Here is a 17370-nt window from a genome sequence, read left to right as displayed (position 1 = left end):
GCGTCAGCGTGCGGCGGTGAAGTCCAGGCCGCCGCCGCTGGAGCGGAGCTGCAAGGTCGAGCCGTCGACCTGGTAGGTCACTTCGCCCTGCAATCCCTTCAGCAGTTGGGATTCCAGCTTCGCGGCGTCGCCGGCGCAAGCCCGGCGGGTGGTGGCGAGCTCGCCGAAGGTGAGTCTGCCGGTGGACCGCGCGACCATGCCCTGGAAGTCGTTGCAGCCGGTCGATCCGGTGACGCGTTCGCCGTTCAGGGTCAGCCACGCCTTCTCGGATCCGGCCTGGTGCGAGGCGGCCTCGCCGGTGATGACCGTGGACAGCTGCCACTTGGTGCCGTCGACGGCGAGGTCGGGCTCGACGATCTTGCGATCGGTCAACGAGATCGTCGTACTGCCCGCGGTGAGATCGAGCTTGCTGCCGTCGAGTTCCCAGGTCGGCTTCGCCCCGAGGATGCCGCCCAGCCACTCGTCCTGTCCCTGCAGCTGACCGAGGCAGCCCATCGCGGTCGACGTGATCTGGTCGTCCAGCGTGAGCCTGCCGCCCTCGGTCGAGACCTTCGTCTGCATCGAGTTGCAGCCGGCGTCGGCGACCAGCCGGCCGTCGTCGGTGAACTGCAGCCGGACCTGGGTTTTCGGTGCGAGCTGCTTCGGCTTCCCGTCCTCGGTGACCGAGGTGGACAGGTACGTCTTGCCGACCAGCGACGCGCCCGCGTCGGCGCCGGTGTTCTGACCGCAGGCCGCCAGCAGCAGCACTGCTCCGATGAGGCCGATCATCTGCTTGTGCACACCCGGAGGACGTCGCCGGGCATGTACGCGTTGCGTTAAATCGGGACCCAGGGTTGGCAGGCATGATCACGGTTCGATAACGTCACCGGCGTACGCGAGAGCGAAAGCACGACAAGGCCGGACAAACCGGCCCCTCTGGGGATTCAATCGAACAGTTGAGGGCCGCGCTGCAGTTCTGGGGCGAACAGGGCGACCCGTCGAGCACACTAAGGAACTCTTCGCATGCCCCCCACCCGAACTGCCCGGAGCCGCGTGATCCTGCCGGCGGTCCTCCTCGCCGTGGCCGGCCTGATCGCGGTACCGATCGCCGTCCACGCGTCCAAGGACTCGCCGGTGTCGACCGCGAACGCCGCGGACAGCACGGTCACTGCCCTTCCAAATGTCGGACGTGTCGAAACCTGCGTCATCGACGCGTACTCCGGCTGCACTGTCCTGCACGGTTTCGGCCAGAAGCCCGTCGCGATCACCGCGACCGCTTCCGGGCCGGCGATGGTGTCGATCGACCCGTCCCGCACCACTGACCAGAGCTACCGGCTGCGCGCCGTGCGGTACGACGGCAAGAAGTACCGCGCCGGCACCAAGCTGACCTACACGGTCCACTACGACTTCGCCGCCGTACCGGCGCAGCCGACGACGCCGACGCCGACCACCACGGCGACGCCGACGAAGCCGCCGACGACGAGCACCCCCACCCCGACGCCGACGCACACCACCACGACGCCGACCAAGCCCCCGACCACGTCGACCCCGCCGACGTCCCCGCCGACCACGACGACGCCCACGTCGACCGGCAGCCCGAGCGCGACCTGCACCAAGCCGTCGTTCGTCACCACCTCGACGAACAACCAGGGTGACGGCCGGACGTTCGGCGCGTACTACGTCCACAACAACATGTGGAACAACGACAACGGCACCTACACGCTGAGCGCCTGCAACTACAACAACTGGTTCCTCGACGTGACCCAGCCGATGCCGGGCGACAAGGGTGTCCAGGCGTACCCGAACGTGCACAAGGACTACAACGACGTGCCGCTGTCGAAGATCCAGTCGGCCAAGTTCGCGGCGTCCACGCCGGCCAACTGCTCCGCCTGCATCTACAACGTCGCGTTCGACGTCTGGGTCGGTGACGACCTGAACAACGAGCTGATGATCTGGACCGACAACCAGAAGCAGGTCCCGGCCGGCGACAAGGTCGGCACCGTGACCTTCGGCGGCTTCAAGTACGACGTCTGGCACGAGAACGGCTACACCGCCTACGTGTCCCAGGTGACGCAGAAGTCCGGCACGATGCCGCTGGCCAGCTTCTTCAACGACATGGCGACCCGCGGCTGGGCGCCGAAGCAGACCACCTGGCAGGTCGACTACGGCGTCGAGGTCGTCTCCACCGGCAACACCAAGCAGCGCTTCAACTTCACCGACTTCTCCATCCAGGAGAACTGACCCCCGGATCGCTCTCCCGTACCCCGGCGGCCACCGCGTTCTCGCGGTGGCCGCTTAGGGTTTCTGTCGTGATCGGACTCGTGATTTTCGACAACGACGGTGTGCTGGTGGACTCGGAGCGGCTGGCCAACACGATCCTGGCCGAGCTGCTGACCGAGGCGGGGCTGCCGTACAGCTTCGACGAGGCGGTGCGGGACTTCATGGGCGGCTCGATGGCCTCGATGCGGCAGCAGGCCGAGGCGCAGCTCGGGCGGCCGCTGCCGGCGGATCTCGAGGACCGGTACCACCAACGGTTGTTCGACGGGTTCGCCCAGCTCCAGGCGATCGAGGGCGTTGAGGCTGTCCTCGATCACCTGGACGCCCGCGGCGTCACCTACTGCCTGGCCTCCTCCGGCACCCATCGGCGGATCCGTACGGCGCTGACCGCGGTCGGGTTCCTGGACCGTTTCGAGGGCCGGATCTTCTCCGCCGAGGACGTTGCCCACGGCAAACCGGCACCCGACCTGTTCCTGCACGCGGCCGGGTCGATGGGGGTCAAGCCGGCCGACTGCCTGGTGATCGAGGACAGCCCGCTCGGCGTCGCCGCGGCCGTCGCGGCCGGCATGAAGGTGTTCGGGTACGCCGGGATGACGGACCCGGCCAAACTTTCCGATGCGGACACGGTTTTCCACAACATGACGGCCCTCGCCGACCTGATCGACGGCGCCTGAGACACTGGAGAGACCATGTCTACTCCTCAGTCACACCCGGTCCGCGCGGAGGCGGTCGTCGATCTGGCGGCGATCCGCCACAACGTGACCACGCTGCGTGCCCGCGCCGAGGGTGCGCAGGTGATGACTGTGGTCAAGGCCGACGGCTACGGGCACGGGATGGTGCCGGTCGCCCGGGCCGCGCGCGAGGCGGGCGCCGGCTGGATCGGCGCCGCGGTGCTCGAGGAGGCGCTCGCACTGCGCGCGGCCGGTGACACCGGACCGATCTTCTGCTGGCTGACCACGCCGGGTGAGCCGCTGACCGACGCGATCGACGCCGGGATCGACCTGTCCGCGGGTGCGCCGTGGGAGATCGACGAGCTGGCGGCAGGCGTGACCGATCGCCCCGCCCGCGTGCACCTGAAGATCGACACCGGGATGTCGCGCGGCGGCGCCGTACCGGAGGAGTGGCCGGCGTTGATCCGGGCCGCGGTCCGTGAGCAGGCCACCGGGCGGATCGAGGTCAAGGGCATCTGGTCGCATCTGGCGTCCTCCGACGAGCCGAAGAGCCCGGTGAACGAGTCGCAGCTGGCGACCTTCACCGAGGCGATCGAGGTGGCCGAGTCGTTCGGGATCGACGCCGAGTTCAAGCACCTGGCGAACTCCGGCGCCACGCTGGCGTTGCCGGAGACCCATTTCAACCTGGTCCGGCCGGGCGTCGCGACGTACGGCCTGTCGCCGTTCGGGCATGCGCTGCCGTCGTCCGAGCTCGGGCTGCTGCCGGCGATGACGTTGAAGGCGCGGCTCGCGATGGTGAAGCGGGTCCCGGCCGGTGCGGGCGTCTCCTACGGACTGACCTGGACCGCGCCGCGGCCGTCGACCCTCGGCCTGATCCCGCTCGGGTACGGCGACGGCCTGCCGCGGCACGCCTCGAACGGCGCCCCGGTGCAGGCCGCCGGTGCACGCCGTACGGTCGTCGGCCGGATCTGCATGGACCAGTGCGTGGTCAACCTCGAGGACGACCAGGCCGCCGCGGGCGACGAGGTCGTGCTGTTCGGCCCGGGTACTGCGGGCGAGCCGACGGCGGACGACTGGGCCGACGCGGCCGGCACCATCAACTACGAGATCGTCACCCGCCTGGGCGCCCGGATCCCGCGCAGGTACGTCGACAGCGAAAGGTAGACCGGTCGTGTCCAAAGCAGGGCGGACCGCCGGACTGATCGGAGCCGCGGTCGGAGTGCTGGCTGCTGGTGCAGCGGCCGGCGTCGCGGTCGAGCGCACGGTCATCGGCCGGCGGTCGGGTCAGCGCAAGCAGCTCGAGGCCGAGCCGTTCGGGTCGCAACGAGGTACGCCGTACATCTTCACCGCCGACGACGGCGTCGAGTTGTACGTCGAGGTGGACGAACTGAAGCGGTCCCGGCGACCCGCTCCGCCGCCCAAGCGCCGGCTCGGCCGGAAGCTGCCGCTGCCGCCCGAGGACCTCACGGTGATCTTCGCGCACGGCTACGGGCTGAACATGGACGCCTGGCACTTCGAGCGCCGGGATCTGGCCGGCATCGGCACGATGGTGTTCTACGACCAGCGCTCGCACGGCCGGTCCGGGCGGTCACCGAAGGACCACGTCAGCATCGACCAGCTCGGCCAGGACCTGTACGGGATCCTCGAGCGGTTCGCGCCGACCGGCCCGGTGATCCTGATCGGCCACTCGATGGGCGGCATGACGATCATGGCGCTGGCCGAGCAGCACCCGGAGCTGTTCGGCGACCGGGTGATCGGCGTCGGGCTGTGCTCGACCAGCGCAGGCGGGCTGGACGGCGTACCGATCGTGTTCCCGGGCAAGCTCGGCATGCTCGCGCGGACCCTCGCGACGCCGACGGTCGCCGCGCTGGCGCGGATCCCGGACGTGGTCGAGCGCAGCCGGAAGGCCGGCTCGGACATCAGCTACCTGCTGACCCGGAAGTACTCGTTCGGCTCCGAGGTGCCGCCGGCGTTCACCGAGTTCGTCAACGAGATGATCGCGGCCACGCCGATCGAGGTGATCGCGGAGTTCTACCCGATCTTCGCGCTGCACGACAAGTTCGACTCTCTCGAGCCGCTGCAGAAGGTCGAGTGCGTGGTGGTCGGCGGCGACAAGGACCACCTGACCCCGTTCAGCCACGCCGAGGAGATCGTCCGCCGGGTGCCCGGCGCCGAGCTCGTCGAGGTGAAGAACTGCGGCCACCTGGGCCTGATCGAGCACCACCGTGAATTCACCGCAGCCCTCCTTGGCATGATCGAACGAGCCGAACAATCCTTAGGATCTGTATGACCGACCTTCATGTCGTAGATGCGACCGCGGAACACGTCGACGACATCGTGACCGTGATTCATCACGCGTTTGCTGCGCGGCGGGTGCTCGACCCGCCGTCGACTGCGCTGTCCGAGAACGCGACGACCGTTGCCGCGGCCATCGCCGAGCACGGCGGGCTGCTGGTGCTGATCGACGGCGCCCCGGCCGGTGCGGTGCTGTTCGAGCAGGTCGGTGACGTCCTCAACCTGCGCCGGGTCTCCGTCGACCCGCGATCCCAGGCGCGCGGAGTCGCGTCGGCGATGGTCGGCTGCGCCGAGGAGGTCGCCGTACGCCGTGGGCTCAGCCGGGTGAACCTGATCGCCCGGGTCGAGCTGCCGGACACCGTGGAATTCTGGCGGCGCCGTGGGTACTCCGTGGTCGACCAGCAGGCGCACAACCTGATCTATGCGAAGGCGATGCCGGTCGAGCTGACGGTGCCGACGTCCGACGACATGCAGGCGATCGGCGCGGAGCTGGCCGGTCAGCTGCGGCCGGGCGACGTCCTCGTGCTGTCCGGCGACCTGGGCGCCGGGAAGACCACATTCACGCAGGGCCTCGGGGCCGGGCTGAAGGTGCGGGGTGCGATCACGTCGCCGACCTTCGTGATCTCGCGGGTGCACCCGTCGCTGGTCGACGGCCCGGCGCTGGTGCACGTGGACGCCTATCGGCTGGGCGGGTTCGCCGAGCTGGACGATCTCGATCTGGACGCGAGCCTGGAGGACGCGGTCACCGTGGTCGAGTGGGGTCATGGGCTGGCCGAGGCGCTGGCGCCGGACCGGCTCGACGTCGTGGTGACCCGCGGCGACGACGACACCGACGAGACTCGGGCGCTGCGGATCACACCCGTGGGTCCACGCTGGGCCGCATCCGGCATCCGGGTGTCCGTACTGGAGAAGAACTGACATGTTGCTTGCCTTCGACACCTCGAGTGCCGCTGTCACCGTCGCGCTGGCCACGCCGGACGGCGAGATCGTTGCCTCATCGACAACGGTGGACGCCCTACGCCACGGCGAGTTGCTCGCGCCCGCGATCGCAGCCGCGCTGGAATCGGCGGGTGCCACACCGCGCGACCTGACCGGCATCGCGGTCGGGGTCGGCCCTGGCCCGTTCACCGGTTTGCGGGTCGGGCTGGTGACCGCGCGGACGATGGGTGAGGTGCTCGGCATCGAGGTCTCCGGCGTCTGCAGCCTGGACATCCTGGCGCGTCAGTCGTCGTTGTCGTTGCCCGTCGCGGTCGCGACGGACGCGCGGCGCAAGGAGATCTACTGGGCGCTGTACGACGGCCCGGCCGCGGACGGCAGCCGTCGTCGGCTGGAAGGACCCGCGGTCGACAAACCGGCCGAGGTCGCGCACGTGCTGTCCGGTCTGCCGGTGATCGGCCGCGGCGCGGTCCTGTACGCCGACGTGCTGGGCGTCGCAGAGGCCGACGTCACGGAGTACCCGTCGGCCGAGGTACTGGCGACGGGCGTGGCGACTCGGACGCTCGAGGTCGTAGCGCCGGAGCCGCTGTACCTGCGCCGGCCGGACGTCACGATGTCCGCCGGCCCCAAGAGCGTGCTGTGAGACCAGCCATTCGAGCGGCTCGCGCGGACGATCAGGCTGCGCTGGTCGCATTGGATGAGCTGTGCTTCGGGTCGGCAGCCTGGAGTACGGTCGGCTGGTCGGACGAGTTCGAGCGGCTGTCCGAGGACCGGGTGATCCTGGTCGCGGACGAGGGCGCCGTGGTCGGGTACGTCGTACTGCTGGTGCCGCCGGTCGCGCTCGATGTGGTCGAGGTCCTGCGGATCGCGGTCGCCCCGGCGGAGCGGCGTACCGGTATCGGTGGGCAACTGATGACCGCCGCGCTGCACCGGTGCGCGGGCCGGACCGTGCTGCTTGAGGTTGCCTTGAGCAACGAGTCGGCGCGGGGTCTGTACGCGGGGTTCGGGTTCGAGGAGATCAGCCGGCGGCGTGGGTACTACGGTGACGGCGAGGATGCGGTGATCATGCGGTGGCGGGAGAACAATGAGTGAGCCTCTGATCCTGGGGATCGAGACGTCGTGCGACGAGACCGGGGTCGGGATCGTGCGCGGGCAGACGCTGCTCGCCGACGCGATCGCGTCCAGCGTCGAGGAGCACGCTCGGTTCGGCGGCGTCGTACCCGAGGTAGCGAGCCGGGCGCACCTCGAGGCGATGGTGCCGACGATCCGGCGCGCGTGCGAGACGGCCGGGATCAAGCCGTCCGACGTCGACGCGGTCGCGGTCACGAGCGGGCCCGGGCTGGCCGGCGCATTGCTGGTCGGTGTCGCCGCCGCGAAGGGATTGGCGCTGTCGCTGGACAAACCGCTGTACGGCGTGAACCACCTGGCGGCCCATGTCGCGGTGGACACGCTGGAGCACGGTGATCTGCCGAAGGGCTGTGTCGCGATGCTGGTGTCCGGCGGGCACTCGTCGCTGCTGTCGGTCGAGGACATCACCGACGGCGTCGTACCGATGGGCAGCACGATCGACGATGCGGCGGGCGAGGCGTTCGACAAGGTCGCGCGGGTGCTCGGCCTGCCGTTCCCCGGTGGGCCGTACATCGACAAGGCGGCGCGGGACGGCGGGGACCGGTTGTATGTGACGTTCCCGCGCGGGCTGACGTCGCAGCGGGACCTGGAGCGGCACCGGTTCGACTTCTCGTTCTCGGGGTTGAAGACCGCGGTCGCGCGCTGGGTCGAGGCGCGGCGGCGGGACGGCGAGGACGTGCCGGTGAACCATGTCGCGGCGGCCTTCCAGGAGGCGGTGTGCGACGTCCTGACCCGCAAGGCGATCGACGCGTGCAAGGACCGCGGCTTCGAGCACCTGCTGATCGGTGGCGGCGTCGCGGCGAACTCACGGTTGCGGGCGATGGCCGAGGAGCGTGCGTCGGCGGCCGGGATCGCTGTCCGGGTGCCGCGGCCGGGGCTGTGCACCGACAACGGTGCGATGGTCGCGGCGCTGGGTTCTGAGCTCGTCCGGGCCGGGAAGGCGCCGTCGCCGCTGGACCTGCCCGCTGATTCGTCGATGCCGATCACGGAGGTGCTGAACAAGTGAGATGGACCGGACCTGACGGTTTCGAGGCCGATGACGATGTCGCGCGGATCGATGTCGACGTGGTGCACGGCTTCCTGACCACGTCGTACTGGGCGCCGGGGATTCCGCGGGAGGTTGTGGCGCAGTCGGTCGCGGGCTCGCTGAACCTGGGCGTGTTCGCGGCCGACGGTGCGATGGTCGCGTTCGCCCGGATGGTGACGGATCGCGCGACGTTCGGCTGGCTGGCCGACGTGTTCGTGCTGCCGTCGCACCGTGGTCACGGTCTCGGCCGGTTCGTGGTGTCGACGCTGCTCGAGCACCCGGAGCTGAAGGGGGTACGGCGGTTCATGCTGGGGACCGCGGACGCGCATGAGCTGTACCGCTCCTACGGCTTCGAGGCGCTCCCCGAGCCCGATCGCATGATGATCATCCGCAAGGACCCGTCGGACATCTACGGCCGCCCATGAACCCACCCGGGGTGGACCTGGTCTGGAATCCGGCCGGGGCGACCGATCTCGTGCTGCTGGCGCACGGCGGCATGGAAGAGTCGCGGGCCGACGCCTACCTGTGGCGCGCGCCCATCCTCCGCATGTGGCCCTTCGCCGCGGCTGCCCGCACGGCCGTCCCGGACGCGGCCGTCGGCCTGATGCGCTACCGCTACCAGGGGTGGAACGCCACCACCACGGATCCCACCACCACGGATCCCGCCGCTGCGGATCCTGCGGCTGCGGACCCCGCTGTGGATCTGCGTGCTGTGCTCGACGAACTGCCACCGGTGATTCGCCGCGTCGTCCTGATCGGCCACTCGATGGGCGGCCGGGCAGTTGTTGCGGCCGGCGATCATCCGCGGGTGGCCGGCGTACTGGCGTTGGCTCCCTGGCTGCCGGAGGGCGAGCCCCTGACCAAACTCCGCTCGCCCGTCACCTTCGCGCACGGGACCGATGACACCATCACCGACCCGCGCACCACCACCGCGTACGCCAACCGCCTCCGCGCCGCCGGCACCCCGGTCACCGTTTACGCGGTCACCGACGAAACGCACCCGTTGCTCCATCGCGCCACCGACTGGAACACCCTGGTCGCCACGTTCACCGCCGGCGCTCTCGCGTCCCCGCAGCCGACGCCGGCAACCACGTCCTCGGAGCAGACGCCGGCAACCACGACCTCGGAGCAGACGCCGGCAACCACGACCTCGGAGTCGACGACGGCACCTGATGCGGACACCGAGCCGCTGCCGCAGTACGGTCAACGGTCATCGCTGCCTGCCGCGGTCGGGTCGATCGCGGTGGCCCGCCTTCGCCTCCCGGTCGTCGAACGCTTCCAGGTGAAGGTGGCAGAGGCCCGGGGGTAATGCGCACCGCTTGCTCCCCAGGCGAACGGCCAGCGGCCAACCGGTTCCGCTGTCAGCCTGGCGCACCCAGATGAACTCCCGTCGAACGCGCAATAGCAACTAGTGGCGGGCCTCCGGGTGAGTGCGGCAGCGGACGCAGCACCTCGCCCGCCGGCTTGTCACCCGGAGACCCGCTCGCGAGATCGATCATATGTTCGAATATGCGTCGAGCGCAAGTGGCGTCCGGGAGTCGTGCCGACGATGGCCGCGAAGGCCGCGATGAAACCGCTCGGGTTCGCCCAGCCGCAGGCGTGTGCGACGTACGTCGTGTCGTGGCCGTCCGCGAGCAGGACGAGGGCGTGGTAGATCCGCAGTTGCGTGCGCCATTCGTAGTACGTCATGCCGAGCTCGTCGCGGAACAGGCGGCTGAGGGTGCGGGCGCCGGCTCCGGCCTTGCGGCCCAGTTCGGCGAGCGAGGTGTTGTCCGCGGGGTTCTCGTGCAGGTGCTGCGCGATGGTGCGCAGCCGGTCGTCGCGTGGCTCGGGCAGTTGCAGCGGCTGCTCGGTCGCTTCATGCAGCTCGTCCACAAGGACCCGCTGGAGTCGGGCACGGGCGGCGTGGTCCAGCTGGCGGCTGGTGAGGGCGAGCAGGACCTCCCGGGCGAGGCCGGAGGCCAGGAACACCGCAGGCCGGTCCGGGATGTGCCGGGCGAGCGCGGGCGACAGGAACACGATGCGCATGTCGGTCTCGCCGTGTGCGCGGTGCTGGTGAGTGAATCCGGCCGGCGTCCACGCGACTCGGTTGGCCGGGACGATCGACGTACCCGCGTCGGTGTGCACGGACAGGACACCGCGCGCGGCGTACACCAGATGCCCTTCTTCATGGGTCTGCACCGAGCTCACGCCGCCGGACGGCCACTGGTGTGCGCCCGCGGACGGGAAGAGTTCCGATCGGGTTGTCATGAGGTGATCCGGCGGCAGGAGTAGGCGACGGCGTCTCGGCCGATCCGGGTGATGATGAGCGTCGCTGACGCCGAGCCCTTCGGAGTGAGCTTCTTCCGGAGCTGGGCCGGGTCCAGGTCCACGCCGCGCTTCTTGATCTCCAGCGTCCCGATGCCCTCGCTACGAACCCAGGAGCGCAGCGCCTTCTCCTTGTACGGCAGCTCTTCCACCACCTCGTACGCCGAAGCGAGCGGCGTCGGGACGTACTTCGCTGCCGTGACGTAAGCGATGCGCGGATCCAGCAGCCAACCGTCCACCGCTGCGGCGACCGCAGTGACCAGACCGGCTCGGACAACTGCTCCGTCCGGTTCGTAGACGTACTGACCAACCGGACCGGCCTCGGCCTCTGGCGCATCCGACACGGTCGCCTGACTGGGCAGCAGGGTCGCTCGACGCGGCGTCCCGCCGTACAGCTCACCGGACCACAAGGCTGCCTCCTTCACCTCGCCGGAGTCGCTGATCCACTCCGCTTCCACGCCAGCGGGGATCGCGTCGTGCGGGATGCCTGGCGCCACCTTCACGCAGGCGGTCCGCTGGAGCAGCTCCAGTACGAAGGGCCACGGCGGTGAGTAGGCGTTGTGGTCGAACACCCGCCTCCCATCAGCGCGCCGCGCCGGGTCCGCGAACACCACGTCGTACGGCGTGAGGTCGGTCGACTCGGCCTCACCTCCTAGGACGTCGCCGGCGAGACCGAGGGCCGCCAGGTTGGCGCGGGCGGTAGCGGCGGTCTCGGGATCACGTTCGACACCAGTCACTCGGAGACCGGCGCGTGCGGCACTGATGAGGTCGCCGCCGATCCCGCACCCCAGGTCGACCACGCTGGCGCCCGCAAGGGTGGCTGCGAGGCGAGCGGCGCGGTGAGTGCCGACTGCGGTCCGGGTGGCTTGCTCCAGGCCGTCCGGGGTGAAGTACATGCGCTCGGCGTCCGGACCGAACTTGGCAACCGCCCGGTGGCGCAGTGCGGCCTGAGTGACTGCAGTCGTGACCAGCGTGGCGTCGTACCGGCGTCGGAGCTTCTCGACCAACTGCAGCTCACGACCAGGCTGGTACTCCGCGCACGCAGCCGCGAGCACGTCGGCACCCGGTCCGTCGAGCAACGCGGTGACTGTCACTCGGCAACTCTAGAGGGGGCTGGAACAGCTCCGGCTCCAGCTTCTCGTTGCCATCGAGTAGAGCCGCCAGTTCATCGCTGAGCGGGTCTTCGGGCCGTAAATGCCGTCGACGACCAGGTGGTGCTTGCGCTGGACGGTCTTGAGCACTGCGCGCGTGTTGCTGCCGTAGATGCCGTCGACGGCGAGTTTGGTGCCGTAGCAGAAGTTCAGGTTGCGCTGGAGCACCCGGATCGCGGTGTCCGGGTCGCCGTACCGGTTGGAGCCGCGATTCGGGTCGTCGCCGTACATCAGGTTGCAGGTGGTGCTGGTGCTGGCATAGATCGAGGGCATCGGGATGCCCCAGCTGCGGTTCACCGGCACGAGCCGGGCCGACCGGCACTGCGGCAGGGCAGCAGCCGCCTTGAGCTCGGCGGCGGTCGCGTCGTGGGAGGCGGTCTGGTCGGCCGGAGCCTCGGGCGCCGGAGCAGCCGCGGGTGCGCCGGCGGCTGGTGACTCCGGCTTCGACGCGTTGGCGGCGACGGCTCCGACTGCGACCGCGCCGACGGCGGCCAGGAGCGCGATCGTCCGGCCGGACAGCTTGGGCAACGCCATAACCACATTCTGTACCTGAGTGGTCACCGGTGCCGCTACGTCTCAGGCTGAGAATCCTTTGGCACTCGAGTTGACCGAGTGCTAATCGCGGCCTAGATTCGGTGTTGGCACTCTCGATGCGAGGGTGCCAGCGGTCCGGCCCTTGACCCCCGCGACGGCAGGGGAGCGCGACCACCATGAACCGCAAACAGCACATCGACCGTGGAGGTCAGCAAGTGTCGGTCACGATCAAGCCGCTCGAGGACCGCGTCCTCGTCGCGCCGCTCGAAGCCGAGCAGACCACGAAGTCCGGCCTGGTGATCCCGGACACCGCCAAGGAGAAGCCGCAGGAGGGCGAGATCCTCGCCGTCGGCCCCGGCCGGATCGACGACAACGGCAACCGCGTCCCGCTGGACGTCGCCGTCGGCGACAAGGTCATCTACTCCAAGTACGGCGGCACCGAGGTCAAGTACGACGGCCAGGACTACCTGATCCTGGGCGCCCGCGACATCCTCGCAGTCGTCAGCAAGTGACGACCGCTCGCTGTTCCTGACCGACACCGCCCTGGTGCCCTACCGGCGCCGGGGCGGAGTCGGTAGGGCACAGCGATGGGTTCGAGCCTGCAACGATCTAGCGATTTCAGAGAGGGACTGGATTTTTCATGCCGAAGATCCTCGAGTTCGACGAGAACGCTCGGCGCGCGCTGGAGCGCGGCGTCGACAAGCTCGCGAACACGGTGAAGGTGACGCTGGGCCCGAAGGGCCGCTACGTCGTCCTGGACAAGAAGTGGGGCGCCCCGACCATCACCAACGACGGTGTCACCGTCGCGCGTGAGGTCGAGCTGGACGACCCGTTCGAGAACCTTGGTGCGCAGCTGACCAAGGAGGTCGCCACCAAGACCAACGACATCGCCGGTGACGGCACCACCACCGCGACGGTGCTGGCGCAGGCGCTGGTGCACGAGGGCCTGCGGGCGGTCGCCGCCGGCGTCAACCCGATGGGCCTCAAGCGCGGCATCGAGGCGGCCGTCGAGGCCGTGTCGGCCAAGCTGATCGAGACCGCGCGGCCGGTCGACGACAAGGGCGACATGGCCCACGTCGCCACCATCTCCGCGCGCGACGCCGAGATCGGCACGCTGATCGCGGACGCGTTCGACAAGGTCGGCAAGGACGGTGTGATCACCGTCGAGGAGTCGAACACCTTCGGGACCGAGCTCGAGTTCACCGAGGGCATGCAGTTCGACAAGGGCTACATCTCGCCGTACTTCATCACCGACGCCGAGGCCGGCGAAGCGGTGCTGGAGGACCCGTACATCCTGATCCACCAGGGCAAGATCTCCGCGATCGCGGACCTGCTGCCGCTGCTGGAGAAGGTCGTGCAGTCCGGCAAGACGCTGCTGCTCATCGCCGAGGACGTCGAGGCCGAGGCCCTGTCCACCCTCGTGGTGAACAAGATCCGCGGCAACTTCACCTCGGTCGCCGTCAAGGCGCCGGGCTTCGGTGACCGCCGCAAGGCGATGCTGGAGGACCTGGCCGCGCTCACCGGCGCGCAGGTCGTGGCCCCGGAGGTCGGCCTCAAGCTCGACCAGGTCGGTCTGGAGGTGCTCGGTACGGCGCGCCGCATCGTGGTCACCAAGGACAACACGACCGTCGTCGAGGGTGCCGGCAAGGCCGACGACATCGAGGGCCGGGTCAACCAGATCAAGTCCGAGATCGAGCGCACCGACTCCGACTGGGACCGCGAGAAGCTGCAGGAGCGGCTGGCCAAGCTGGCCGGCGGCGTCTGCGTGATCAAGGTCGGCGCGGCCACCGAGGTCGAGCTGAAGGAGAAGAAGCACCGGATCGAGGACGCGGTGTCCGCGACCCGGGCCGCGATCGAAGAGGGCATCGTCGCCGGTGGCGGCTCCGCTCTCGTGCACGCGGCCGCGGTGCTGGACAACGGCCTGGGCCTGGAGGGCGACGAGCTCGCCGGCGTCCGGATCGTCCGCAAGGCGATCGTCGAGCCGCTGCGCTGGATCGCCGAGAACGGTGGCTACGAGGGGTACGTCGTGACCTCCAAGGTCGCCGACCTCGAGGTCGGTAGCGGCTTCAACGCCGCCACCGGCGAGTACGGCGACCTGCTGGCGCAGGGCGTTCTGGACCCGGTCAAGGTGACCCGGTCCGCGCTCGCCAACGCCGGCTCGATCGCTGCACTGCTGCTGACCACCGAGACGCTGGTGGTCGACAAGCCCGAGGAAGAGGAGCCCGCGGCGGCCGGTCACGGCCACGGCCACGGTCACTGAGCCTCAGGCAACCAGTTCGACAGCACGGCACACAGCACAGAACACCGCCCGGCAGGCAACTGCCGGGCGGTGTTCTGTTCTGATAGGCAGGTGCTGATCCGGGAACGCCGTGCCGAGGACCTGCCTGTCTGCGTCGACATCCTCCGAACCGTTCACGAGCGGGCCGGGTATCCGATCAACTGGCCCGCCGACCCGGCGCGGTGGCTGACACCGGAGGCAGCCCTCGGGTGCTGGGTTGCCGTCAGTGACGGACGGGTCGTGGGGCACGTGGTGCTGACGGCAGTGGGTGATCACGCCGAGGTGGAGCGCCTGTTCGTCGACCCGCAGGCGACCGGCCGGGGGACCGGCCGTCAGTTGCTCGGCCACTGTGTCACCGCGGCAGCCGAGCTCGAGCGGCCGCTCTCACTCGAGGTGGTCGACAACCGCGGTGCCGCCGTGCACCTTTACCGGCGCGCGGGCTGGCTGGAAACCGGCCGTACACCGATCGACTGGGGCGGCAGTCAGGCCTCGCAGCTCATCCGCTTCACGGCGCCTGCGGAGCGAACTCGTGAGTAGTGACAGATCGTGATCAAGTGGCCGGTAGCGATCACGAATTGCCACTAGGCAAGAAGAGTTGAGCGCCGTACCATCTTTCAGGCTGGCCGGTCTGAACACGAGGGGGCGAGGGGTGACCGAGGTACGAGTACCTGACACCCACGACCGGGTCGAGCTTAGGGATCTTGCCGCGCTGGCCGGCGACGGGGACCGCACAGCTCTTAACGACCTGCTCACCAGGGTGCGCGCTGTGGCGCACCGATATGTACGGTCCCGTCTGTGGACCTATCCCGGCGGCGCCGACATGGTCGACGACGTCGCACAGGAAGTTTGTGTCGCGGTGTTCGGCGCGCTGAGCCGGTACCGTGACGAGGGGAGGCCTTTCGAGGCTTTCGTCTACGGCATCGCGGCCCGCAAGGTCGCCGATGCCCAGCGTGCGTTCGCGGTCGCCGACGTTTCGACGCCGGACCTGCCGGACGGCGCGGACGAGTCACCGACGCCGGAGGAGCGCGCGGTCCGGCAGTCCGAGGTCCAGCACATCATGGGCCTGCTGGACAAGCTGCCGGAGAAGTTGCGGGAGATTCTGCGACTCCGGGTGGTTGCGGGGATGTCAGCCGAGGAGACCGGCCGGGCACTGGGGATGACACCGGGGGCGGTGAGGGTCGCACAGCATCGGGCGTTGAACACGCTCAGGGGGTTTGTGGGGCATGAAGCACAGCTGGAACGAGGAAGAGCAGGGGAGGGGCATCATGGCTGACCGTTTCGACTTGGACGCGATCGAGGCTGATGACGCGCTGCTCGATCTGCTCGCCGCCGGTGGGGAGTCCGCCCGTGCGGCGGGCGAGTACGACGCGGCCGTCGCACTGCTGGCCGATCTGCGGCTGGCGGTCGAGGTCGAGGACGAGCTCCCGGTAGAGACCATCGACGATCCGGAGAGCTTCCTGGCGCGCTGCGCCGCGCTCAACCCGATCACCGACCCGTTCGCCCGCAAGATGGCGACCCGCGGTCTGGCGCTCGGGGTGGCGGCGGTGGCCGCGCTGTCGGTCTCCGGGGTGGCAGCAGCGGTCAACGGTGACCCGCTGTCGCCGTACGAGAAGGTCATCGAGAAGATGGTCGACGCGGTCCGCCCGCAGACCAGCTTCCCGAAGGAAGACCTCGACGGCCTGCCGGTGATGGACAAGACGAAGATCGTCAAGGTCGGCAAGGACTACAAGAAGCAGGTCGACGCCGAGCGCGCCCAGAGCGACGGCAAGGCCGGTTCGGTCCTGGACGTCGACCCGAACGCACGGAAGATCCCGGTGGTGCCGCCGTTGGTCGAGGCGCGCGACAAGCCGCTGGCGATCCTCGAGAAGCCGACGATCCCGATGCCGACCGCCGTGAAGACGGAGGACCCGGGCAAGCCTGCCGACACCAAGACCGACCCGCCGACCGACACCACGGGTGGCGGCACGACCGACACCACGACGACGCCGACTCCGCCGCCGTCGACACCGACGGATACGCCGACGGAGCCGCCGCCGACGACGCCGACGGATCCGCCGTCGACGCCGACCGACACCACGACGACGCCCCCGGCGAACGTCGACACCGGTACGGGCGACAACACGGCCACCGGCGACCCGACGGCCACGCCGACCGACGGCACCGGTACCGACGGCACGGGGAGCGGCGACACTGCGACTCCCGGAAGCGACGGGAACGGTTCGGGCACCACGACGCCGGCCGGCACGTCCGGGGACGACCAGAAGCCGAGCGACGAGGTCACTCAGGTTCCGGACGTTGTGCAGGGCGCGACGGACGCCGTCGACAAGATCCTGGACTCGGTCCTGCCGACGCCCACCGGCGAGCCGATCACGATCGAGAGCGCCCAGCTGTTCTTCGGCGAGTCGCAGGCGGCCAAGCCGCCGACGGCGAAGAAGCCGGCCAGCGCCAAGAAGGCGGCGGCAGCCAAGAAGGCCGCGGCGGCCAAGAAGGCGGCGGGGAAGCACTCGGCCGGGAAGGTCACCACGGGCTCGGTCCGCAAGACCTACCCGCAGGGCAAGCACTCGAGCGGCCAGTACGCCGAGGGCAAGCACGCGGCGATCGACCGCACCTACGGCTCCACGGCCGAGCCGGACATCCTGGCGATCCTGAACGTCGTCAACGCACCGATCAAGTAACCGGCCACCCGCTCCGCCCGCCGCGCTTCCGCGGCGGGCGGAGCGCTGTGGACGGCCGATTCGGGGGCCGGTGCGGGCGCGGATAGGATGGGGTTCCGTTCTCGCCGTGTAA

Annotated in this window: 19 protein-coding genes; 15 read left to right on the top strand and 4 right to left on the bottom strand. The window is 69.5% G+C overall.

All coding sequences use genetic code 11. From position 1 onward, the window contains the following. Positions 1 to 3 precede the first annotated feature (3 nt). Positions 4 to 780: an META domain-containing protein gene (locus OHA18_RS08735; RefSeq protein ID WP_329003354.1), complete on the bottom strand. Its 777-nt coding sequence runs from the start codon at positions 778 to 780 to the stop codon at positions 4 to 6. A gap of 222 nt (positions 781 to 1002) precedes the next feature. On the opposite strand from OHA18_RS08735, the gene OHA18_RS08730 reads away from it, so the two are divergent. The 10 genes from OHA18_RS08730 to OHA18_RS08685 all read left to right on the top strand — a co-directional run bounded on the left by OHA18_RS08730 (position 1003) and on the right by OHA18_RS08685 (position 9622). Next, positions 1003 to 2220: a GH12 family glycosyl hydrolase domain-containing protein gene (locus OHA18_RS08730; RefSeq protein WP_329003353.1), complete on the top strand. Its 1218-nt coding sequence runs from the start codon at positions 1003 to 1005 to the stop codon at positions 2218 to 2220. Between the two features lie 68 nt (positions 2221 to 2288). Beyond that, positions 2289 to 2930 (top strand): HAD family hydrolase, encoded by a 642-nt coding sequence (locus tag OHA18_RS08725; RefSeq protein WP_329003352.1) that lies wholly within the window; start codon positions 2289 to 2291, stop codon positions 2928 to 2930. Between the two features lie 15 nt (positions 2931 to 2945). Continuing rightward, positions 2946 to 4091, top strand: a complete 1146-nt coding sequence (gene alr / locus OHA18_RS08720) for an alanine racemase (protein WP_329003351.1) — start codon at positions 2946 to 2948, stop codon at positions 4089 to 4091. A gap of 7 nt (positions 4092 to 4098) precedes the next feature. Then, a complete protein-coding gene (locus OHA18_RS08715) occupies positions 4099 to 5217 on the top strand; it encodes an alpha/beta fold hydrolase (protein ID WP_329003349.1) in 1119 nt (372 codons plus the stop codon). Beyond that, a complete protein-coding gene (gene tsaE / locus OHA18_RS08710; RefSeq protein ID WP_329003348.1) occupies positions 5214 to 6140 on the top strand; it encodes a tRNA (adenosine(37)-N6)-threonylcarbamoyltransferase complex ATPase subunit type 1 TsaE in 927 nt (308 codons plus the stop codon). The genes OHA18_RS08715 and tsaE overlap by 4 nt, the downstream gene beginning before the upstream one ends. A gap of 1 nt (position 6141) precedes the next feature. Then, entirely contained in the window at positions 6142 to 6801 is a 660-nt protein-coding gene (gene tsaB / locus OHA18_RS08705) for a tRNA (adenosine(37)-N6)-threonylcarbamoyltransferase complex dimerization subunit type 1 TsaB (RefSeq protein ID WP_329003347.1), read from the top strand. Then, complete coding sequence (locus tag OHA18_RS08700) at positions 6798 to 7250, top strand: GNAT family N-acetyltransferase (RefSeq protein WP_329003345.1); 453 nt, start codon at positions 6798 to 6800, stop codon at positions 7248 to 7250. Before tsaB ends, OHA18_RS08700 begins: the two co-directional genes overlap by 4 nt. Beyond that, on the top strand, positions 7243 to 8292 hold the full coding sequence (gene tsaD / locus OHA18_RS08695) for a tRNA (adenosine(37)-N6)-threonylcarbamoyltransferase complex transferase subunit TsaD (protein WP_329003344.1): 1050 nt from the start codon (positions 7243 to 7245) through the stop codon (positions 8290 to 8292). Before OHA18_RS08700 ends, tsaD begins: the two co-directional genes overlap by 8 nt. Further along, positions 8289 to 8738 carry a GNAT family N-acetyltransferase gene (locus tag OHA18_RS08690; RefSeq protein ID WP_329003343.1) on the top strand — a complete coding sequence of 150 codons (450 nt, stop codon included), beginning with the start codon at positions 8289 to 8291 and terminating at the stop codon, positions 8736 to 8738. The genes tsaD and OHA18_RS08690 overlap by 4 nt, the downstream gene beginning before the upstream one ends. Then, positions 8735 to 9622: a dienelactone hydrolase family protein gene (locus OHA18_RS08685; protein WP_329003342.1), complete on the top strand. Its 888-nt coding sequence runs from the start codon at positions 8735 to 8737 to the stop codon at positions 9620 to 9622. The genes OHA18_RS08690 and OHA18_RS08685 overlap by 4 nt, the downstream gene beginning before the upstream one ends. Before the next feature lie 158 nt (positions 9623 to 9780). Here the strand turns inward: OHA18_RS08685 and OHA18_RS08680 are convergent, their stop codons facing one another. From OHA18_RS08680 to OHA18_RS08670, 3 genes are read right to left on the bottom strand one after another with little or no spacing between them, the layout of a single operon-like run. Next, entirely contained in the window at positions 9781 to 10563 is a 783-nt protein-coding gene (locus OHA18_RS08680) for an AraC family transcriptional regulator (RefSeq protein ID WP_329003341.1), read from the bottom strand. Then, positions 10560 to 11714, bottom strand: a complete 1155-nt coding sequence (locus OHA18_RS08675; RefSeq protein ID WP_329003340.1) for a class I SAM-dependent methyltransferase — start codon at positions 11712 to 11714, stop codon at positions 10560 to 10562. The genes OHA18_RS08680 and OHA18_RS08675 overlap by 4 nt, the downstream gene beginning before the upstream one ends. 9 nt (positions 11715 to 11723) lie before the next feature. After that, positions 11724 to 12305 (bottom strand): peptidoglycan-binding domain-containing protein, encoded by a 582-nt coding sequence (locus tag OHA18_RS08670; RefSeq protein WP_329003338.1) that lies wholly within the window; start codon positions 12303 to 12305, stop codon positions 11724 to 11726. 215 nt (positions 12306 to 12520) lie between these two features. Between OHA18_RS08670 and groES the strand changes: the two genes are divergently transcribed. The 5 genes from groES (at position 12521) to OHA18_RS08645 (ending at position 17258) form a co-directional block, all read left to right on the top strand. Beyond that, positions 12521 to 12817: a co-chaperone GroES gene (groES, locus tag OHA18_RS08665; RefSeq protein ID WP_130384566.1), complete on the top strand. Its 297-nt coding sequence runs from the start codon at positions 12521 to 12523 to the stop codon at positions 12815 to 12817. A gap of 128 nt (positions 12818 to 12945) precedes the next feature. After that, the gene (gene groL / locus OHA18_RS08660) at positions 12946 to 14565 is read left to right on the top strand and encodes a chaperonin GroEL (protein ID WP_329003337.1); all 1620 of its coding nucleotides are present in this window, start codon (positions 12946 to 12948) and stop codon (positions 14563 to 14565) included. A 90-nt stretch (positions 14566 to 14655) separates the two neighbouring features. Then, positions 14656 to 15120 (top strand): GNAT family N-acetyltransferase, encoded by a 465-nt coding sequence (locus OHA18_RS08655; RefSeq protein WP_329003335.1) that lies wholly within the window; start codon positions 14656 to 14658, stop codon positions 15118 to 15120. 112 nt (positions 15121 to 15232) lie between these two features. Then, the gene (gene shbA, locus OHA18_RS08650) at positions 15233 to 15856 is read left to right on the top strand and encodes an RNA polymerase sigma factor ShbA (RefSeq protein ID WP_329003334.1); all 624 of its coding nucleotides are present in this window, start codon (positions 15233 to 15235) and stop codon (positions 15854 to 15856) included. After that, on the top strand, positions 15849 to 17258 hold the full coding sequence (locus OHA18_RS08645) for a hypothetical protein (protein ID WP_329003332.1): 1410 nt from the start codon (positions 15849 to 15851) through the stop codon (positions 17256 to 17258). Before shbA ends, OHA18_RS08645 begins: the two co-directional genes overlap by 8 nt. Positions 17259 to 17370 lie beyond the last annotated feature (112 nt).

Source organism: Kribbella sp. NBC_00709 (assembly GCF_036226565.1).
Taxonomy (GTDB): Bacteria; Actinomycetota; Actinomycetes; order Propionibacteriales; family Kribbellaceae; genus Kribbella.
This window is presented reverse-complemented; position numbering and strand designations above follow the sequence as displayed.

What these genes read in the sequence shown, in the direction of transcription:
- OHA18_RS08730 (WP_329003353.1), top strand. Translation starts at nt 1,003, where the DNA reads ATGCCCCCCACCCGAACTGCCCGGAGCCGCGTGATCCTGCCGGCGGTC.
- alr (WP_329003351.1), top strand. Translation starts at nt 2,946, where the DNA reads ATGTCTACTCCTCAGTCACACCCGGTCCGCGCGGAGGCGGTCGTCGAT.
- tsaE (WP_329003348.1), top strand. Translation starts at nt 5,214, where the DNA reads ATGACCGACCTTCATGTCGTAGATGCGACCGCGGAACACGTCGACGAC.
- tsaB (WP_329003347.1), top strand. Translation starts at nt 6,142, where the DNA reads ATGTTGCTTGCCTTCGACACCTCGAGTGCCGCTGTCACCGTCGCGCTG.
- tsaD (WP_329003344.1), top strand. Translation starts at nt 7,243, where the DNA reads ATGAGTGAGCCTCTGATCCTGGGGATCGAGACGTCGTGCGACGAGACC.
- OHA18_RS08685 (WP_329003342.1), top strand. Translation starts at nt 8,735, where the DNA reads ATGAACCCACCCGGGGTGGACCTGGTCTGGAATCCGGCCGGGGCGACC.
- OHA18_RS08680 (WP_329003341.1), bottom strand. Translation starts at nt 10,563, where the DNA reads ATGACAACCCGATCGGAACTCTTCCCGTCCGCGGGCGCACACCAGTGG.
- OHA18_RS08670 (WP_329003338.1), bottom strand. Translation starts at nt 12,305, where the DNA reads ATGGCGTTGCCCAAGCTGTCCGGCCGGACGATCGCGCTCCTGGCCGCC.
- groL (WP_329003337.1), top strand. Translation starts at nt 12,946, where the DNA reads ATGCCGAAGATCCTCGAGTTCGACGAGAACGCTCGGCGCGCGCTGGAG.
- OHA18_RS08645 (WP_329003332.1), top strand. Translation starts at nt 15,849, where the DNA reads ATGGCTGACCGTTTCGACTTGGACGCGATCGAGGCTGATGACGCGCTG.